This window comes from Mobiluncus sp. (assembly GCF_034180645.1).
Lineage (GTDB): Bacteria > Actinomycetota > Actinomycetes > Actinomycetales > Actinomycetaceae > Mobiluncus.
Genome location: NZ_JAXFNY010000016.1, coordinates 29,195 through 46,028, shown reverse-complemented (window position 1 = coordinate 46,028; position 16,834 = coordinate 29,195). Strand labels below are relative to the sequence as shown.

General features: G+C 54.9%; 13 protein-coding genes. 3 read left to right on the top strand and 10 right to left on the bottom strand.

The features are described from left to right. Positions 1-24: 24 nt before the first annotated feature. The 10 genes from SPI05_RS07075 to SPI05_RS07030 form a co-directional block, all read right to left on the bottom strand. Positions 25-4,269, bottom strand: coding sequence for an InlB B-repeat-containing protein (locus SPI05_RS07075; RefSeq protein ID WP_321077379.1), 4,245 nt, complete (start codon positions 4,267-4,269; stop codon positions 25-27). A gap of 221 nt (positions 4,270-4,490) precedes the next feature. Next, complete coding sequence (locus SPI05_RS07070) at positions 4,491-6,044, bottom strand: ATP-binding protein (protein WP_321077377.1); 1,554 nt, start codon at positions 6,042-6,044, stop codon at positions 4,491-4,493. A 42-nt stretch (positions 6,045-6,086) separates the two neighbouring features. Continuing rightward, positions 6,087-6,770: a response regulator transcription factor gene (locus SPI05_RS07065; protein WP_321077375.1), complete on the bottom strand. Its 684-nt coding sequence runs from the start codon at positions 6,768-6,770 to the stop codon at positions 6,087-6,089. 28 nt (positions 6,771-6,798) lie between these two features. Further along, complete coding sequence (phoU, locus tag SPI05_RS07060) at positions 6,799-7,464, bottom strand: phosphate signaling complex protein PhoU (RefSeq protein ID WP_321077373.1); 666 nt, start codon at positions 7,462-7,464, stop codon at positions 6,799-6,801. A gap of 86 nt (positions 7,465-7,550) precedes the next feature. Beyond that, positions 7,551-8,354 carry a phosphate ABC transporter ATP-binding protein PstB gene (pstB, locus tag SPI05_RS07055; RefSeq protein WP_321077372.1) on the bottom strand — a complete coding sequence of 268 codons (804 nt, stop codon included), beginning with the start codon at positions 8,352-8,354 and terminating at the stop codon, positions 7,551-7,553. Positions 8,355-8,360: 6 nt separating this feature from the next. Beyond that, positions 8,361-9,428, bottom strand: a complete 1,068-nt coding sequence (gene pstA / locus SPI05_RS07050) for a phosphate ABC transporter permease PstA (protein ID WP_321077370.1) — start codon at positions 9,426-9,428, stop codon at positions 8,361-8,363. Beyond that, the gene (gene pstC / locus SPI05_RS07045; protein ID WP_321077369.1) at positions 9,425-10,444 is read right to left on the bottom strand and encodes a phosphate ABC transporter permease subunit PstC; all 1,020 of its coding nucleotides are present in this window, start codon (positions 10,442-10,444) and stop codon (positions 9,425-9,427) included. The genes pstA and pstC overlap by 4 nt, the downstream gene beginning before the upstream one ends. A gap of 75 nt (positions 10,445-10,519) precedes the next feature. Further along, positions 10,520-11,446: a phosphate ABC transporter substrate-binding protein gene (locus SPI05_RS07040; RefSeq protein ID WP_321077368.1), complete on the bottom strand. Its 927-nt coding sequence runs from the start codon at positions 11,444-11,446 to the stop codon at positions 10,520-10,522. 150 nt (positions 11,447-11,596) lie between these two features. Continuing rightward, positions 11,597-12,301, bottom strand: a complete 705-nt coding sequence (locus SPI05_RS07035; RefSeq protein ID WP_297346355.1) for a potassium channel family protein — start codon at positions 12,299-12,301, stop codon at positions 11,597-11,599. Between the two features lie 10 nt (positions 12,302-12,311). Next, positions 12,312-13,724, bottom strand: a complete 1,413-nt coding sequence (locus SPI05_RS07030) for a TrkH family potassium uptake protein (RefSeq protein ID WP_321077366.1) — start codon at positions 13,722-13,724, stop codon at positions 12,312-12,314. Between the two features lie 75 nt (positions 13,725-13,799). Here SPI05_RS07030 and prfB point away from each other — a divergent pair, with 75 nt between their 5' ends. From prfB to ftsX, 3 genes are all read left to right on the top strand, one after another. After that, on the top strand, positions 13,800-14,927 hold the full coding sequence (prfB, locus tag SPI05_RS07025; protein WP_321077364.1) for a peptide chain release factor 2: 1,128 nt from the start codon (positions 13,800-13,802) through the stop codon (positions 14,925-14,927). 173 nt (positions 14,928-15,100) lie between these two features. Continuing rightward, positions 15,101-15,889, top strand: a complete 789-nt coding sequence (gene ftsE, locus SPI05_RS07020; RefSeq protein WP_321077362.1) for a cell division ATP-binding protein FtsE — start codon at positions 15,101-15,103, stop codon at positions 15,887-15,889. Next, entirely contained in the window at positions 15,889-16,803 is a 915-nt protein-coding gene (gene ftsX / locus SPI05_RS07015) for a permease-like cell division protein FtsX (RefSeq protein ID WP_321077360.1), read from the top strand. The genes ftsE and ftsX overlap by 1 nt, the downstream gene beginning before the upstream one ends. Positions 16,804-16,834: the final 31 nt, after the last annotated feature.

Genomic DNA, 16,834 nt, shown 5'->3' with positions numbered 1-16,834 from the left:
GGTTGGGGCGCTTAGAGCATAATCCTAGGCCCGGTAACCCTGGGCACGTTTCCTGCTGATTCGGAGCATCAAGCCACCGGTGGCGGTAAACAAAACTGCTGCGTATAGGTAGAGCAGCGAATTGGCTCCGGTCACCGTCGTATCAAAAGCGTTCAGCTTGTCCTGCGGATTAGGCTGATTGGGCACGCTTGGCGAAGCCGGTGCGGACGGCATACCAGGGATACCGGGCGAAGCCGGTGTGCCGGGCTGGTTTGGCGTACTGGGTGCAGCCGGAGAAGCCGGAGTACTTGGCGAGGTGGGGGAGGGAGTGGGCGAAACTGGGCCCGTGGGATTTCCTCCCGGGATGCCGGGTGTGCCTGGTGTAGTGGGGTTAGGCGTCGGGGTACCCGGTGTGCCTGGTGTGGTCGGGTTAGGCGTGGGTGTGCCCGGGTTTCCGCCTGGGGTTGGGACAGTGAATTTCGCAGTAAAGACCGTGTTGTCGTTGAGCGGAGTGTCGGTAAGTGGATCCGTATCCCACATGTCGAAACTCTTGTCTGCATCCGGAGTCACGTAGTGTTTATTCGGATCACGCGTTCCTATCAACTGTTGGGGGACGGGAAGCTGCTTCGATTTAATACCTTTGAGGACATCGTAATGAAGTTCTTTGATGGGATTCCCGGCGCCATCGGTGCCAAAGGAACCGCCCTCATCTGCCTGGAAAGTCACTCTGACATAGCCTGGTGGTGTCGTACCAGTGCTTGGCACTTCGAGGATTCTGACGTCCTTGTAATAGAAGGTGATTTCATCGGAACCGGTACCGTTAATTCCGACAAGTTCGTTAGTATCTTCATTGACGTCATAAAACAGCTGCTGCTGCGGCTTGGAGGTGAGTACCCAACCGTTGATTGGCTTGTAGTTGCGTGCGTCATAGTGACGCGCCAGACTGGAGACAGTTTCCTGGTCGAGAATGCGGTATTTATTGAGAACATTCTGTCTGTCTGCTGTAGTTTGAGCAGGATCTAATTCTGCTGTGGCTCTTTCGTCAATGTAGTTAACTTTGTAAACTCGGGTCCTGAACGGGGTGTAAAAGAACCGGAAAACATTATGCTTGTAATCGGGATTTGCGGTTGCCTGACCATTGACAGTAATAGTTTTTGGTTCGACCTTTAACGTTTGCAAGTAACTGTTATTTGTCTGCTGCATACGGTTGTTATACTCGGTATAGAGTTTCAAAAGATTCGTATCAGTAGTTTTCATAATTTCGGCATGTGGAGCCAGAAACCAAGAGTCGCTTTGTTCAGAGCCAGATGAAGTAGTGTACTGACCGGCGCGCTGATTCTGGATGACTCGAGATTTTGGATTATCCATAATGGAATGATCGATATGGTATTGCTGATCCAAAAAGTAATGGTAGACGGTGACCTTTTCCAAATTATCCTTCACCCAGATTGCTTTTAAGTAAATAGGACTGACGATATCGTTGCCGAAATAGTAAAGTTCGGGAACGCCGTAAGTCTGAGAATAGGAATCATCAAATTTGGTCGTATAGGTGCCATCGGCGTCCTTTTTATAACGCAGTACTTCCCATCCCAAGAAGTTGTAACCGTCTCGGGTTGGGGTGGGAGGTTTGACCAATTTTTGGCGCTGGAGCACGGTAAATTGTTGTTTATCGCCGTCATTAGCTAACTTGTGTGGGTAAGTTACCTCGACTTGCTGCTCTGCGTGACCCTCAAGGATGGTTTTTTGAGTTTTAGTGAGTTTCTGTTCGTCGAGTGGTGCTAAGTTACCGCCGTTGGGGTCAAAAATAACCTTCCAATTTTTATCGGGCTCATCCCATTTGGCATAAAGAACCATGTTGTGATTAGGCATGGTCTCGTTGCCGTCTCGCACCATTTTAGTACCGTTGGGATCGAGCGCCCAGCCTTTGAATTCGAAGTGTTCAGGAACACCATCTGGTTTTTTGACTTTATAATTGCCGAGTTGATCCTTTATGAGATTACTGGACGCATCGTGTTCCAGGAGGTCAGTCAAGCCAAGTTTGAAAAAATTATTAGGGTTGTCTAAATCTAAATCTCTGAGTTTGTAATCGTAGTAGATGTTAATCTTTTCTTTTTGAGTATACGCAGAGTCTGCTTTGGGTGAGTCTGGATTATTATTAAATTTTAATTCGTACTTGTTACGGGTGTACATAAATTTCATATAACCGTTTTTATTAAAAGAGAAACTATCTCCGTCTTGGAAATTTGTATGGAAGCGCATTTTACCTTTGTCGTTATCGAAAGGCTTTACGGCTTCGCGAGCATTATTGTACTCATCGAGTTGATCTATTTTGAACTTTTCAGAGGAGATAGTAGCGCTGAGGGGGGTATAGCCTAAAATGGGGGGGGTCAATGGCATATAATTGTCTAATTGTGTATCAGACTTCACTTGGTAGAGGTCGTAATCAGGAATAAAATTACCCTCGAAATCTTGCAGCCAAAAATCGAGATGGTGGGGCATAACTCCATTACCCTGTTCTATACCAAGAGCAATATCAAAGGGTTCACCGGTCTTGTCAGGTTGTCCGTAAATTGGAATTTTATATTTTGCATCTTCGGGAACTTTTTCTATGTCCAAGAATAGATCTGCAGATAACCTATAAGGGGGTGTATCACGAAATGCTTTTAAGGAACCAACATAACGCGAAATATTGGGTATATTAAGAGTCCAGCCAAAGCTATTATAACCAGATGAAAACCCTTTTACCTCTAACGGGTCGTTAGGCCATTGATCTACCATCCGTTGATTAAAACGCGCCTTAAATGTATAGGGCTTCTCAGGGCTGCCTACGGTTTTGCCATTTCTAACTATTGTTGGAAAGAAAGTGTTGTATTTAGTTAATGATTTTGTGAAATAAAGTGTGTAAATTTGCCGGTCGTAATATACATTGTAGACAGTTTTGCCCGTAGAGGAAACGGACTTTACCACACTGGGGTTACCGGCTTCGGCATTTTCCTTCGCGGTCAAGTCTGCGTTATAAACAAAGAATTTATTGAAATAAGACTTATTTGTCCAAGCTTTCTGCAATCGTGCTGCACTAAGGTCAGGAAACTCAACATTCTCTATCGTTTCAGCCGATAAGTCCGGACTGGAACCTGTGTCTACATTATTAATAACTCGAGTACCGATGAAATCGTATTTGTCCCTCAGCTTTGCGTTATCTGCATGATCTGACTTTTCCGCCCAGTACAGAACCGTATACTTGGCTTTATCTCTTTCCTCCCATACGGCAGTGAACTTAACGTTTTGTGCTGGCATGATCAGTTTGGTGTCCAAATCCTTTATAGGATTGTTACTGGCGTCCTGGATGGGCTCCCCAGCCTTAAAGGTTACGACACTTCCGTTTCGGGTACCCTGTAAATCAACGGATGGCTTCCAACCGGCAAATTTTGCTCCGGACTTTGTCGGGATATCCGCTGCGTTCAGTTTCGGAATGACTTGCCCATAATACAGTGCGCGATCCGGAACGGCAGTTCCGTCAACTGTGTCAAACTCGGCATTGAAGTGGTTGCGATTGTACCGCAAGAATACCGTCTGTGACTTTTGAGAAATTAAAATTTGATTACCGCTATCTTCCGGGATGAAACCCGCTATCTTAGCTTTCTCTAACGGTTCAATGGTAACCAGCGAACCGAAATCTCCAGTTTGCTCTGTGGTAATCTCACCTGCACTCCCTGGCTTGTTGCCATATTTATCCATCTGATTAATATCTTGAAACAGGTGCTTAATCGTAATAGTTCCGCTACCTCCGGTATATTCGTATTTTTTCTGAGCTTTATACGCTTCTCCGTAATCAGCATCTCCCGAATGCTCTCCAGCTTTTGCGGCTTGGACAACTTTGTTATAGTCAATGTCAAAATTCTTTATGGGCTGACCTGCGCCATTTTTGGGATTATCGTAACCGGTGAATTCCGGCAGTTTTACAGTCTGCTTGACTTTTTGACGTTCCTCTGGCGTAGCCGACTCTCCCACAGTAGCGACGTAGGGCTGGTAGTTGGTGACTTCCTCTCCATAGCGGGAGACGATGTAGTCGCTGCGTAGAGTGTAAATGTCAGGCTGTGCGGGGTTTTTGACCAAATCTTCTGCCTTTTGACCATCAGGTACTTTAACTGGCTGTGCCTCCAGGTTGTCCGCATACTGACTGGTTTCGCCGGCATATGCCGTCATAGGCTGGAAAAAAATCATCGCCCCCGGCAGTACTAGAGCCAGTGCCAGCATCAAAGATACGGTTTGTTTTACGGATACTCTCATGGGGACTCCTCACCATCGACCGAGCTATTGAGTGCAACGCGGCAAGTTATTGTGTTCAATCTCCAGATAATCTGAGGAAACACAACTGTTTCATTCTATCTTACCCCACCTGGAAAGGCCAGCTTGCCCTTACCTTTTAACCATGCCCCGCACCCACAGGCAGCTCCAGGCCGTCCCCCCGAATCAGCGCCGCAGTTCGCCCCCACTGGCTGGCGCCAAAATCAGGCCGCGTCCGGAAAAGTCACTTCGATGCGCGTGCCCTGGCCCGGGGTCGAGTTCACTGTAATCTCCGCCGAATGTAGGATAGCGGCGTGCTTGACGATAGAGAGACCCAAACCGGTACCCCCGGTCTGTCGCGAATGGGATTTATCCACCCGATAAAACCGTTCAAACACACGCTCCTGATCCTCGTAAGGAATCCCGATACCCGTGTCGGTCACAATCAGCTGGGGCCTGCCCAGATGAGTCCCCGCCCAAACTTTCACCTCACCGCCCTCGCGATTGTACTTAATCGCGTTGTCCACCAGGTTATACACCATCTCACCCAGGAGCGGCTCCACCCCGGTGAGGGTCGTGTGCGAACCGGAGAGGGTCAGCTTCACATCGAAAGACGCGGCGCGAGGCTGCAGCCGCTCCACCACCGTGCGGCACAAATCAAACAACTCGACCTCCCCCGCTTCTGCCGGCAGACCACCCTCGTCCAGCCGGGACAGCTCCATAATGTCGCCAATCAGGTCTAGCAGGCGGGAGGACTCCTGGTGAATGCGCTCAGCAAAACCCGGAATGTCCTCATCTTTCACCAAACCGTTACGGATAATCTCGGCATATCCAGAGATGGAGGTCAGCGGGGTTTTCAACTCGTGAGACACGTTAGCGGAAAACTCGCGGCGAGAACGCGCGGCCGCTTCCTTGTCCCGATTCTGATGTTCCAGACGTTGCAGCAGCGGCAAAAACTCGGGGTAAATCGGGACCGTTCCGTGGTCTTTGCCGTAGGCCTGGAGCATATCGTGGGGCAGGGGAGGCTCCGCCGACTCAGACCGGCTCGGCTCGTCTCCCGGTTTCGTGTCGGTGTAGGCACCCGAACCGAAAACCCCGCCACCACCGAAAACGCTGGAGTTCCCGAACACCCCGTTTTTGCTGACTTCGGGCAGCAGGTCGCGGTCATAAGGGGTGCCCGAGAGCGGGTGGTTCAGGTCAATCTGTTCCAGCGGCGCGACAATGAGGCGGGCCTGACGCCGCGCAATGAGGAAAGACAGCCCAAATACACCCAGGGCAATGCCGCCCAAAATCGGCAGCCCGGACAGGGCCGTGGCATAAAACGTGCGGACGGGACGCGCCACGCGGACGATTTTGCCCGACGGGATAGCCCGCGCGTAATAGCACATATCCTCGCCGAGAGTGTCAGAATCACGCACCTCGATATCGGAGCCCAACCCGGAAGCCTGGTGTCTCAAAGCCGAGACAATCTCAGGCCGGTTCGCATGGTTGGACATCTGAGCGGCGGGAACTTCTGAATCATAGAGAACCTCACCGTCACCGGCTACCAAAGTCAGGCGAACCCCGGGGGTCTGACGGTGAAAATCGGTGAGCATCTGGGTCTGAATATCATCGGTATGATGTTCCAGGCTCAGCGCCAACAGGTTGCCCTCTTCGGTCAGAGTATCCAAAATGTTGGCGCGATTGACCTCGTAAAAGAACAAAACGGAACCGACATAAGCAAGCACCAGGGCTAGGGCAGAAATACCTGAGATAGCCCCCAGAATCTTGCGTCGCATATAATCTCCCTTGATTCGATGGCGATTACGCTAACAGCGCCCTCATTCGGAAATCTTGTAGCCTACGCCGCGCACGGTTTCAATGTGTTTTGCGGCCGGACCGAGCTTCTTGCGCAGCGTGCGAATATGCACGTCAACCGTGCGCGTCTCGCCGTGGAAACTGTATCCCCAGATGGAATCCAGCAGTTTGTCGCGGGAAAACAAAATCCCCGGCTGGCTCATGAGTTCCTCCAGTAGCTGGTATTCCTTTAGAGTCAGCTTCACCTCCTGACCCTCAACCGCGACCGTGTGGCGGGGAAGGTTCAGGTCAATAGTGCCGATGGTGAGGATTTCCTCGTCCTCAGCAGCGGGGTCGGCGGGGCGAGCCACGCGGCGCAACACCGCCCGGACTCGTGACACCAGCTCCATCATGCCAAACGGCTTGGTGATGTAGTCGTCCGCACCCAAGTCCAAGGACTTGACCTTGTCGAACTCGGCGCCTTTCGCTGTGACCATGATGACTGGAATGCCCTCGGTTTCCGGGTTGGCCCGAATCCGGCGCAAAATCTGGATGCCATCAACGCCAGGCAGCATAATGTCCAGCAAAATCATTTCCGGGAGCAGCTGCGCCATCGCTTCGCGAAATTCCCGATAATCAGCGAAGCCCCGTGCGGTAAAACCGGTGGAACCGAGGGTGTAAACGACCAAATCCCGAATGTTTAGGTCGTCCTCGACAAAATAAATCACACTTCCATTATTCCAGGGAGCGCCCGATTCAGGCGGATTTTGTGTCGAAGATGACATCGTGTACCCCCGTGATTGCGAAATCCACCCACTCGGCGATGTTCGTGGCGTGGTCGCCGATGCGTTCCAAGTATTTGGCAATCATGATGACGTCGATAGCCTTTTGGGCGTCCGCCGCGTCAGCATGCACGATGAAATCAATCATCTCGGTGGCGACCTCATCGAACATCCGGTCTACCGCGTCGTCCGCCGCTTGGGTGGCAGTAGCCAAAGCCAGGTCGCGGTCGACAAAAGACTGGACCGCGTCGTGGACCATCTCAGCAGTTTTCGCCGCCATTTGAGGGATTTTGGGGAATCCTCGCACCAGGGACATATCCGTAGACTTCACGATTTCCGCAATGTCCGCGGCCTGGTCGCCGATACGCTCCATGTCGGTAATCATTTTGAGAGCGGCGGAAACCTGGCGTAAATCCCCGGCTACCGGTTGCTGTTGCAACAGCAATTTCAGGCACAGGTGCTCAATGTCTCGCTCCATCTGATCGATTTGGGCATCAGCCCGGATCACTTCACGAGCGATTTCATCGCTGGAACTGGACAGGGCCACCATGGTCTGACTGATGGCCTGTTCGCAGAGCTCTCCGGTCTGAACCAGCAGTTCTTTGAGCTGCATGAGTTGTTGATCGAATCGGGAACGCATTACCTCTCTACTTTCTGTTTCATAACTCAAAACTATATTTCCCTGACGTACCCCGCGGAATCTGCCGGGCACGCGAAACCACGGTGTTAGCTGAACCGACCCGTGATGTAGTCCTCGGTGCGTTTGTCCGAAGGCACGCTGAACAGGGTTTCCGTATCGTTGTACTCCACCAGTTCGCCCAGCAGGAAGAACGCCGTGTTGTCGGCGATGCGCGAAGCCTGCTGCATATTGTGGGTCACAATCACGATCGTGTAATCCCGAGCCAGATCGACGACCAGTTCCTCAATCTTGGAGGTAGAAATCGGGTCGAGAGCGGAGGTCGGTTCGTCCATTAAGATAACGTCCGGTTCGGTAGCCAAAGCGCGGGCGATGCACAGACGTTGCTGCTGACCACCGGAAAGTCCCACGGCGGACTTGTGCAAGCGATCCTTTAGCTCGTCCCAAATCGCGGCTTGACGCAGGGAACGCTCCACGATGTCGCTCAGTTCCCGATGATTGCGAATCCCGTTGATGCGCGGCCCGTAGGCGATATTGTCAAAGACCGACTTGGGGAACGGGTTAGGCTGCTGGAACACCATGCCCACCCGCTTGCGCAGGGCGATGGCATCCATATCCTTGAAAATATCCGCGCCGTCGAGCAGTACCTGTCCGGTGATGCTGACGCCCTTGACCAGGTCATTCATTCGGTTCAAGGTTTTCAGGAAGGTCGACTTGCCGCAGCCGGAGGGGCCAATCAAAGCCGTAATCCGATGGGGCAAAATGTCGATGTTGACTCCCTTGAGAGCCTCAAAGTCGCCGTATTGCAGGTGTAGGTCACGTGCGGAAAACTTGGCGGTGGTGGAAATTTTGGGCGCTGCGGGGGACTCCAAAACGTTAGTTTGCCCAGTCATGAGTGGTTATTCCTTTCCTTTAGGGTGGAAACGGTCGGTGAAGTTCGACGCGTCAATAGTCGGTTCGGCATGGTTCACCGTGTCGGTAGTGGGGGCGGGGGTTTCAGAGTTGGCCTTACGCCACTTGCCTTTGCCGCCCTTGGGAGCCTGGTCAGACAGGCCCGCCAGGCTGGCGTGAACCCGCTTGGTGATGGTGCGAGCCAAAATCGAGAACAGGAGGGCAATCAGCACCAGCACCGCGGCTGAGAAGTTAGCGATGTCCACCGCGTTTGGTTCCACCGCTTCGGTACGCATCGCCCACACGTGCAGCGACAACGTCTCGCCGGGACGCATGGGGTTGAATGCGTTGGTGGGGGAGGTGATGTCTGTGGAGGACCAGTTGATGTTGGTGGACATACCGGCCGTATAGAGCAGGGCGGCAGCTTCCCCGAAACCACGCTCTGCTGCCAGCACGACCCCTGTCATCAGGTGGGGGAGGGCCGCCGGGAGCTGTACCCGCACGATGGTGGTCCAGTGGGTCGCACCCAAGGCCGCGGAACCGTACTTCAGGTCTTGGGGTAGTGCCCGGAGAGCCGACTCGGTGGACGTGGTGACTAAGGGCAGGTTCAGAATCGAAACCGCCAAAGCGCCAGCCAGCAGGTTCCACTGTTGCCCCACCATCAGGATAAAGACCAAGTAACCGAACAGGCCGACCACGATGGAGGGTAGGGAGGACAGCGACTCGATAGAGATGCGTATGAACCCGGTCCAGCGATTTTCTGGAGCGTATTCAGCCATGTAGATTCCGGCGGGAACACCGAGGGCGACGGACACAATCAGGGACAAAAACACCAGGTAAACGGTGTTGAACACCTGGTTCATGATGCCGTCACGGCTGAAACTGAGGAACACGGGGTCAAAACTCAGCAAACCGCGAACCACGATGTAGGCCGCCAGCGCCACAATCAACATCAGGAAGAAACCTCCGATAGCGCCAAAGACGCCGGTCATCAGGTTGTTGATGCTCTTGGCACGGCGAATACGGTGTTCCATCTGGGCGGAAAGACCCGAAGCGGTAGTCGTAGCGGTACTCATTGATTCTGCTTCCTTTCCGCGCCGATGAGGTGGATCACAAAGATAAAGAACATCGAGATGAGGAACAGCAGCAAAGCCATGGTCCACAGCGCCGAGTTGTGTTCCCCGCCGTTGGTGGTGTTGCCCATGTCGGCGGTAATCGCCGTGGTCAATGAACTGGTCGGAGAGAGGATGTCTGCGGGCAAGGCGCGAGTCTTTCCGATGACCATCGCGACCGCCAGAGCTTCGCCAAAAGCCCTGGCCAAACCCAGGATAATGCCGGTCAAAATGCCCTTCTTGGCCGCGGGCAGGACAATGTGGTAAATCGACTGCCAGCGGGTAGAACCCAAGCCGTAGGCCGCCTCGCGATAATCGTAAGGAACCGCGGTAATCGCGTCGGCGGAAACGGTGGTGATGGTCGGGAAAATCATGACCGCCAGGACAATGCCCGCCGCTAGAACCGAATAGCCGCCCAGGGGGGCGTGAAAAAAGTCACGAATAAAAGGCACCAGGACGGTCAAACCGACCCAGCCGTAAACCACGGAAGGGATGCCGAGGAACAGTTCTACAGCGGGACGGAACAGGCGCTCACCCGCGCGGGGAGCAATCTCTGTAATGAACACGGCGGCTCCCAACGCGAAAGGCGTAGCGATGGCCAGGCCCAGGAAGCAGGTCGTCAGCGAACCCAGAATAAAGATAAGGGCGCCGACGCTGCCGCGCAGAGTTAAGTCCGGGCTGTCCTGCGGTTCCCAGTCCGGGGAAAACAGGAATTCCCCCACCGTGTGCTGGAACGCGGTAAAGGTGAAAGAACCTTTGTACAGCAGGAACAGGCCAATAACGACTGTTAGCACAATCAGGAAAACACCCGCAATCGCCACGGCAGAACCGCCGATTTTGTTTGCCAAACGGAAACGTTTGTCCGCCCCGCTCGAGTCGAACCGCGGCCGAGCCAGAGATGAATCCGCCGCGGAATTACGCGCCTGCGGGAGCGCTGAATCTGTGGATTCAAGACGAGTGGACACGTCCGGTTCAGTCATCCTTGTTTCCATCGATTCAGGCTCCCGCACCGAAGAAGCTGTGGTAGCCATTTGTTCAGTTGCGCCTGAGCCTCTTTAGGCCGCGGGGTCAGGGTGAGAATCGGTGGCTTCCGAGGACATCTTGGAAGACACGCCGTAGCCCATCTTTTCCAGGTCGCCAGCGAATTTGTCGCCCATCATGTAGTCAAGGAAAGCCTTGGTTACTTCATCAGGCTCACCCTTGGTGTACATGTGCTCGAAGCCCCACACCTTGTATTTGCCGTTGTAGGTATTTTCCAAGGTCGGTTCCACGCCATCGATAGCGAGGGGCTGAACTTCGTCCTTGCCAGCCAGGTAGGACAGAGCCACGTAGCCGATAGCGCCCTTGTTCTGGGTCACGGTCTGGAGCAGAGTACCGGAGTCGTCGGTCTCGAGGGACTGGTTGGAGGCTTCCTCGGCACCGTTCAGCGCCCAGGTCTTAAACAGGGCGCGAGTACCGGAGGAGGACGGGCGGGTGACCAACACAATCTTTTCGTCCGGGCCGCCAACTTCCTTCCAGTTTGTGGTCTTTCCGGTAAAGATGTCGGTCAACTGGGCGGTAGTGAGGTCCGTGACCCCCAAATCCTTGTTGACCACCGGAGCCATCGTGATGGTGCAGACCTTGTGGTCGACCAAGTCGGCGGCCTGGGTCGCATCGAGCTTCTCAGAAGCGAAAACGTCAGAGTTACCGATGTTTACGGAACCGGCCGCAACCTGCTTGAGACCCTCACCGGAACCGCCGCCGTTCATCGTGACGGTCACATCGGGGTTGTCTTTCATGAAAGCATCGGCCGCGGCTTTTGCCAGGGGCAGCAGCGCGGAGGAGCCGGAACCGGTGACGGTGCCGCTCAGGGTCGAAGTCGGTTCACTGGACTCGGTGTCAGTACCGGAAGCGGCCTTATCGCCACCGCCGGCACAGCCGGTCAGTAAAGACATGGAAAGCAAACCAGCGCCAAAAATTGCGCCAATACGAGAGATTTTCATTGTGTTCCTTTCATACATCGAACTTTTACTCCCAAGTCAGATAGTAAGAAAGGATTGTTAAGGCTAGCGCGGGGCCAATGTTAAGATTACGTAAAACAATTTTACTTTACGGAAGTTGTCCTTTTCTTTTACGATTACAAGGATTTTTCGTTAATCTTGGCGGGTGACTTTGGAGATAATCCGAGTCGGCGCCACCACCATGACCCGGTCGTCAGGGGACAGTATGGTCTGGGCGTGAGCGGTCTCCCAAGTGCCGGAAGCCGATTCAATCGCCACGATAGAGAATCCATCGCGGCGGCGCACATCGAGCTCACCGAGGGTTTTCCCGCAGTAGCGCGGCCCCAAACTGGTGATGACCAAGGCAAACCCGTGCCCCAGGTCAATGTAGTTCTCGAAAGACTGCGCGACCTGGTGGGCAGCGCGCAAGCCCATCTCGGATTCCGGATAGAACACGCGAGTGATGCCCATCTGGTTGAGGATTTCGCCCTGTTCCGCGCTGGAGGCTTTCGCCCACACTTGGGGACAGTGCAGGGTCAGCAGGGCGGAGGCGCTCAGGATTGAGGCGGCGAGGTCGGCGCCAATCGTGACCACCCCGCAGGCGTACTCCTCGACCGCCAGCTGAGTCAGCGCCTCCTTGTCGGTGGCGTCAGCCCGCACCACGTGCCGCAGGAGCGCCGACGCACGTTGTACGACTTCTGGGTTACAGTCGATACCCAGTACTTCCACCCCGCTGGCCTCCAACTCGGTCGCCATGCTCAGGCCGAAGCGTCCCAAGCCGATGACGACGGCGCTTTGCGGGTTACCGGCCGGATGGGCCGGGGAGTTTGGGGTGGAGTTGTGATTAAACATATTCATTTGCTTTGTCCTAACCGATAAGGGGATGGTCACGAGGAAGTTCGTAGGCTACCGGTCGTTTCCGGGTCGCGAGAGCCGCCGCCAAAGTCAGCGGTCCGACACGTCCCAGAATCATAAAAATTATGACCATGAACTGCGCCGCAACAGGCAACATGGGGGTGATTCCGGTACTCAGACCCACGGTGCCCAGGGCAGAACAGATTTCAAACAGGCACTGGTTGAGGTTGAAAGGTGTAAAGAGCATCAGCAGGAAAGTTCCCACCGCGACCAGGCCGGAAAACAGCGAAAACACCGCCAAGGCTTGACGCTGAGCCGAACGGGCCAAGCGCCAACCCAGGATATTGATGGCGTGAGCCCCCCGGATTTCACCCCAGAGGGTCGCCATCACCACGGTCACCGTAGTGATTTTCATACCTCCCGCGGTACCGGCCGGACCCCCACCAATCAGCATCAGCCCATCGGTGATGAGCCAGGTCTCCGGGTACTGTTGGGAAATATCGAGGGAGTTGAAACCCGCGGTGCGCGGCGAGATTGAGCAAAACAGCCCGTTGAGGAAACGCTGCGGAACCGGCATCGCCCCTAAAGTATCGGGATTGCGCCATTCCAGAGCCGTGATGGCGACCCAGCCGAAGACAATCGCCACCGCGGTTCCCAGCAGCATAATACGAGTGTTCATGCCCCATTTCCACCAGTGCAGGCCGTAGTGGTAGAGCACCAGCCAGACGGGGAAGCCTAAGCCTCCTATCACGATGAGCGCGGCCAAGCTCAACAGCAGGAAGGGGTCGGCGCTAAAACTCATCAGGGAGTCTTCGTAAGGGGCGAAACCGGCATTGTTGAAAGCGGAACCCGTGAGGAAAACCCCGTGCGCCACCGCCTGCAGCGGTGAGGCGGCGTGCCCGGAAAACCACAGATAGAGACTGTTAAAGACAGAAAACACCAGTTGCAGCAGGAACGAGGCGACCACGATTTGCGCCACAGAATGGCGCACTTCACGCGGAGTCAAGCCGAACCACACTTTGGCGATGGCACGATCCTCGAAAGTGGCGCGTTTGCGCAAGGCCGAGGCGAGCAGGGTGACCATGGTCATGGTGCCGATACCGCCCAACTCAATGAGGGCAAAGATGACAGCTTGACCGAAAGCGGACCAGTAGCTCCCCGTGTCGACCACGATTAGCCCCGTCACGCTGGTGGCGGAAGTAGCGGTGAAGAGCGCAATCGACAGGGGAGCGCCGTCCGCTAACGCCGGCCCACAGACGGGGACGCCGGCGGGGATAGTTCGGGGGGTGACGATGTCGAAAGTCATGGCAACCGCAGTGCCGCTCCGGGACGCCGGAAGCATCAGCAATACCGTTCCCACCAGGATAGTTATCAGGAATGCCGCCGAGATTTTGCGGCCAGGATTAAACTCGGAGATGCGAGCCACCGGATAAGTATAGACCCAGCGCCACGCAACGCAACTTATTTGAGAACCGCCCCGGATTACCAGTAAGGTAAAAAGGTGATTTCCCCCGATGATTTTCAGCCCCTGATTGAGAAACTGCGCGCGTCTTTCGCGACGATTTCGGCGGTGATGGACCCGGAGCTGCTGGAGCAAAAGATTGCCGACTTGACGAAACAAGCCGCCGCCCCGGACTTGTGGGACGACCAAGAAAACGCCCAGAAAGTCACGCAAACGCTGTCGGTAGCGCAGGCCGATATGCAGCGTTTACGAGCGATGCAGGCGCGGATTGACGATTTGGAGGCCCTGGTCGAGCTGGGGGCGGAAGAAAGCGGGGAGGACCGCGACGCGATTCTCACCGATGCGGAGCAAACCTATGAAACCTTGAAACGGGACCTGGACGCGATGGAGGTGAAAACCCTGCTGAACGGGGAATATGACGAACGTTTCGCGGTCGTCACGATTCGTTCCGGGGCGGGCGGGGTTGATGCCGCCGACTTCGCCCAGATGTTGCTGCGGATGTACCTGCGGTATTGCGAGCGACACAACTATGCCACGAAGGTGCTGGATACGTCCTATGCGGAAGAAGCGGGGATTAAGTCGGTGACGTTCCAGGTCGATGCCCCTTATGCGTACGGAATGTTGTCAGTAGAAGCAGGGACGCACCGGCTGGCGCGGGTCAGCCCGTTTAATGCGGCGGGTAAGCGCCAGACTTCTTTTGCGGCGGTGGAAGTCATTCCCCTGATTGAGACGACCGACCACATCGAAGTGCCCGAGAGCGACATCAAGATTGATGTGTTCCGTTCTTCCGGGCCGGGCGGCCAGTCTGTGAACACGACAGATTCGGCGGTGCGCCTGACCCACCTGCCCACCGGCATCGTCATCTCGATGCAGGACGAAAAATCCCAGATTCAAAACCGGGCCGCCGCGATGCGCGTGTTGCAGTCACGCCTGTTGATGCTGCGCCACCAGCAAGAACACGATAAGAAGAAGGAGCTGGCGGGGGACGTCAAAGCCTCGTGGGGCGACCAGATGCGCTCCTACTTCCTCTATGGCCAGCAATTGGTCAAAGACCTCAGAACCGGCTACGAATCGGGCAACCCGGACAGTGTATTTGATGGCGACCTGGACGGATTCATCGACGCGGCGATTCGCTGGCGCAAACATCAAGAAAAGCACGACCAGTAGCGGACTCACCGAGAAACAGACGGGAAAGACTCACCCCACGAACGCCCTTTTGCGCGGTAATAATCGCGGATTTCCCCTGCGATTGCACTTCTGCGGGTGTCACTCCGTTTTTATCGTTTTGTTATAAATAGACTTAGAAGCGTACCTGAAACTGAACTGGGGAGCGGAAAAGGTTGATTACCTTCGACAACGTCACCAAAATTTACAAGCGGGGAGCGCGCCCGGCGCTGGACCACGTGAGTCTCACGATTGACCGGGGAGAGTTCGTGTTCCTGGTCGGGACTTCCGGATCAGGAAAGTCCACGTTTCTCTCGCTGGTTCTGGGCGAAGAAAGCGCCACGGAGGGAAAGATTCTGGTCTTGGGCAAGGACCTGGGGCGACTGTCGAGGTGGAAAGTGCCGGGGTTGCGCCGCCAAGTCGGCGTGGTGTTCCAAGACTTTCGCCTGTTAGAAAACAAGAACGTCTATGACAACGTGGCGATTGCCCTGCAGGTTATCGGCAAGCCGCGCCGGGTCATTCGCCGGGTCGTCCCCGAAGTACTCCAGATGGTTGGTTTGGGCGGCAAAGACAAACGTTTTCCCCATGAGCTCAGCGGCGGCGAGCAGCAGCGCGTGGCGATTGCTCGCGCCATGGTGAACCGTCCGCCCATTCTGCTCGCGGACGAGCCGACCGGAAACCTGGACCCCTCTACGTCCTTGGGAATTATGCGACTGCTGGACCGGATTAACCGGGCGGGCACCACCGTGGTGATGGCTACTCACGATGAAGAAATCGTGAACCAGTTGCGCAAACGCGTCATCGAACTGGACGAAGGCCAGGTCGTGCGCGACCAGGCTCGCGGCATCTACGGAGCCTCAGCCCCGAAAGGATCCGCCGACGGTACCGACCGCACTTCTGACGTCGCGGGGGCGTTAGCGAAACCGAAAGGTGTCGGTACGGCGCGGAAAGGAGGCCGTAAATAATGCGACTAACTTTCGTATTATCCCAGGTAGGCCAGGGTTTGCGGCGCAATTTGGCGATGACGGTCGCGGTCATTATCGTGACCTGTGTCTCGCTGCTGTTTGTTGGCTCGGCAGTGCTGGCGGAAATGCAGATTAATAACTTGCGCGACACCTGGTACGGCAAAATCGAGATTTCCGTGTCGATGTGTACCAAGGACGACGTGTCTCCCAACTGCAACGGTCAAGAAGCCACCGAGGCCCAGATTGCGGCGATTGACGAACAGTTGAAGTCCGAGCGGCTCAGCAAGTACATCGACAATGTGTATTTTGAGACGAAGGAAGAAGCCTTCGAGAGTTTCAAAAAGCTGGCCGGAACCGAACAGTATTATCAATATGTCCAAGCGGATATGATGCCCGCATCGTTTAGAATCAAGCTAAAGAACCCGGAACAGTACCGGGTGGTCGTTGAGGAACTGCAGGGACGCGACGGAGTCGCCCAAGTTATTGATCAAAAGCAGATTCTGGAGAAACTCTTGATCGGGTTGCATCAGGCGACCTACCTAGCCATCGGGCTGGCCGTGGCGATGATTATCGCCGCGGTCCTGTTGATTACCACCACTATCCGGCTGTCCGCGATGAGTCGGGAACGCGAAACTTCCATTATGCGCCTGGTCGGAGCCTCGAACCTGTTTGTGCAGCTGCCGTTTATGGTGGAGGGCGCTATCGCGGCGACGATTGGCGCCCTAGGGTCGGTGGCGATTCTGTGGGCCAGCGTAAAGTTCCTGGTTGGGTCCTGGTTATCGGGACTTTCCGGGGTCGTCGAGCTCATTTCGACTAACGATGTGTTGCTCATTGCGCCGTTCCTGGTGTTGGCGGCCATTTTGCTGGCAATCGTGGCTTCGGCGGCCTCCCTGAACCGCTACACCAGAGTTTAGGGTTCTGTTGACTATGTTTCGGACCGGGAAA

Bases quoted from the DNA above. Each gene is read 5' to 3' on its own strand.
- pstB (WP_321077372.1), bottom strand. From the start codon at position 8,354: ATGACTGGGCAAACTAACGTTTTGGAGTCCCCCGCAGCGCCCAAAATT.
- SPI05_RS07070 (WP_321077377.1), bottom strand. From the start codon at position 6,044: ATGCGACGCAAGATTCTGGGGGCTATCTCAGGTATTTCTGCCCTAGCC.
- SPI05_RS07035 (WP_297346355.1), bottom strand. From the start codon at position 12,301: ATGAATATGTTTAATCACAACTCCACCCCAAACTCCCCGGCCCATCCG.
- ftsX (WP_321077360.1), top strand. From the start codon at position 15,889: ATGCGACTAACTTTCGTATTATCCCAGGTAGGCCAGGGTTTGCGGCGC.
- SPI05_RS07075 (WP_321077379.1), bottom strand. From the start codon at position 4,269: ATGAGAGTATCCGTAAAACAAACCGTATCTTTGATGCTGGCACTGGCT.
- SPI05_RS07040 (WP_321077368.1), bottom strand. From the start codon at position 11,446: ATGAAAATCTCTCGTATTGGCGCAATTTTTGGCGCTGGTTTGCTTTCC.
- pstC (WP_321077369.1), bottom strand. From the start codon at position 10,444: ATGACTGAACCGGACGTGTCCACTCGTCTTGAATCCACAGATTCAGCG.
- phoU (WP_321077373.1), bottom strand. From the start codon at position 7,464: ATGCGTTCCCGATTCGATCAACAACTCATGCAGCTCAAAGAACTGCTG.
- pstA (WP_321077370.1), bottom strand. From the start codon at position 9,428: ATGAGTACCGCTACGACTACCGCTTCGGGTCTTTCCGCCCAGATGGAA.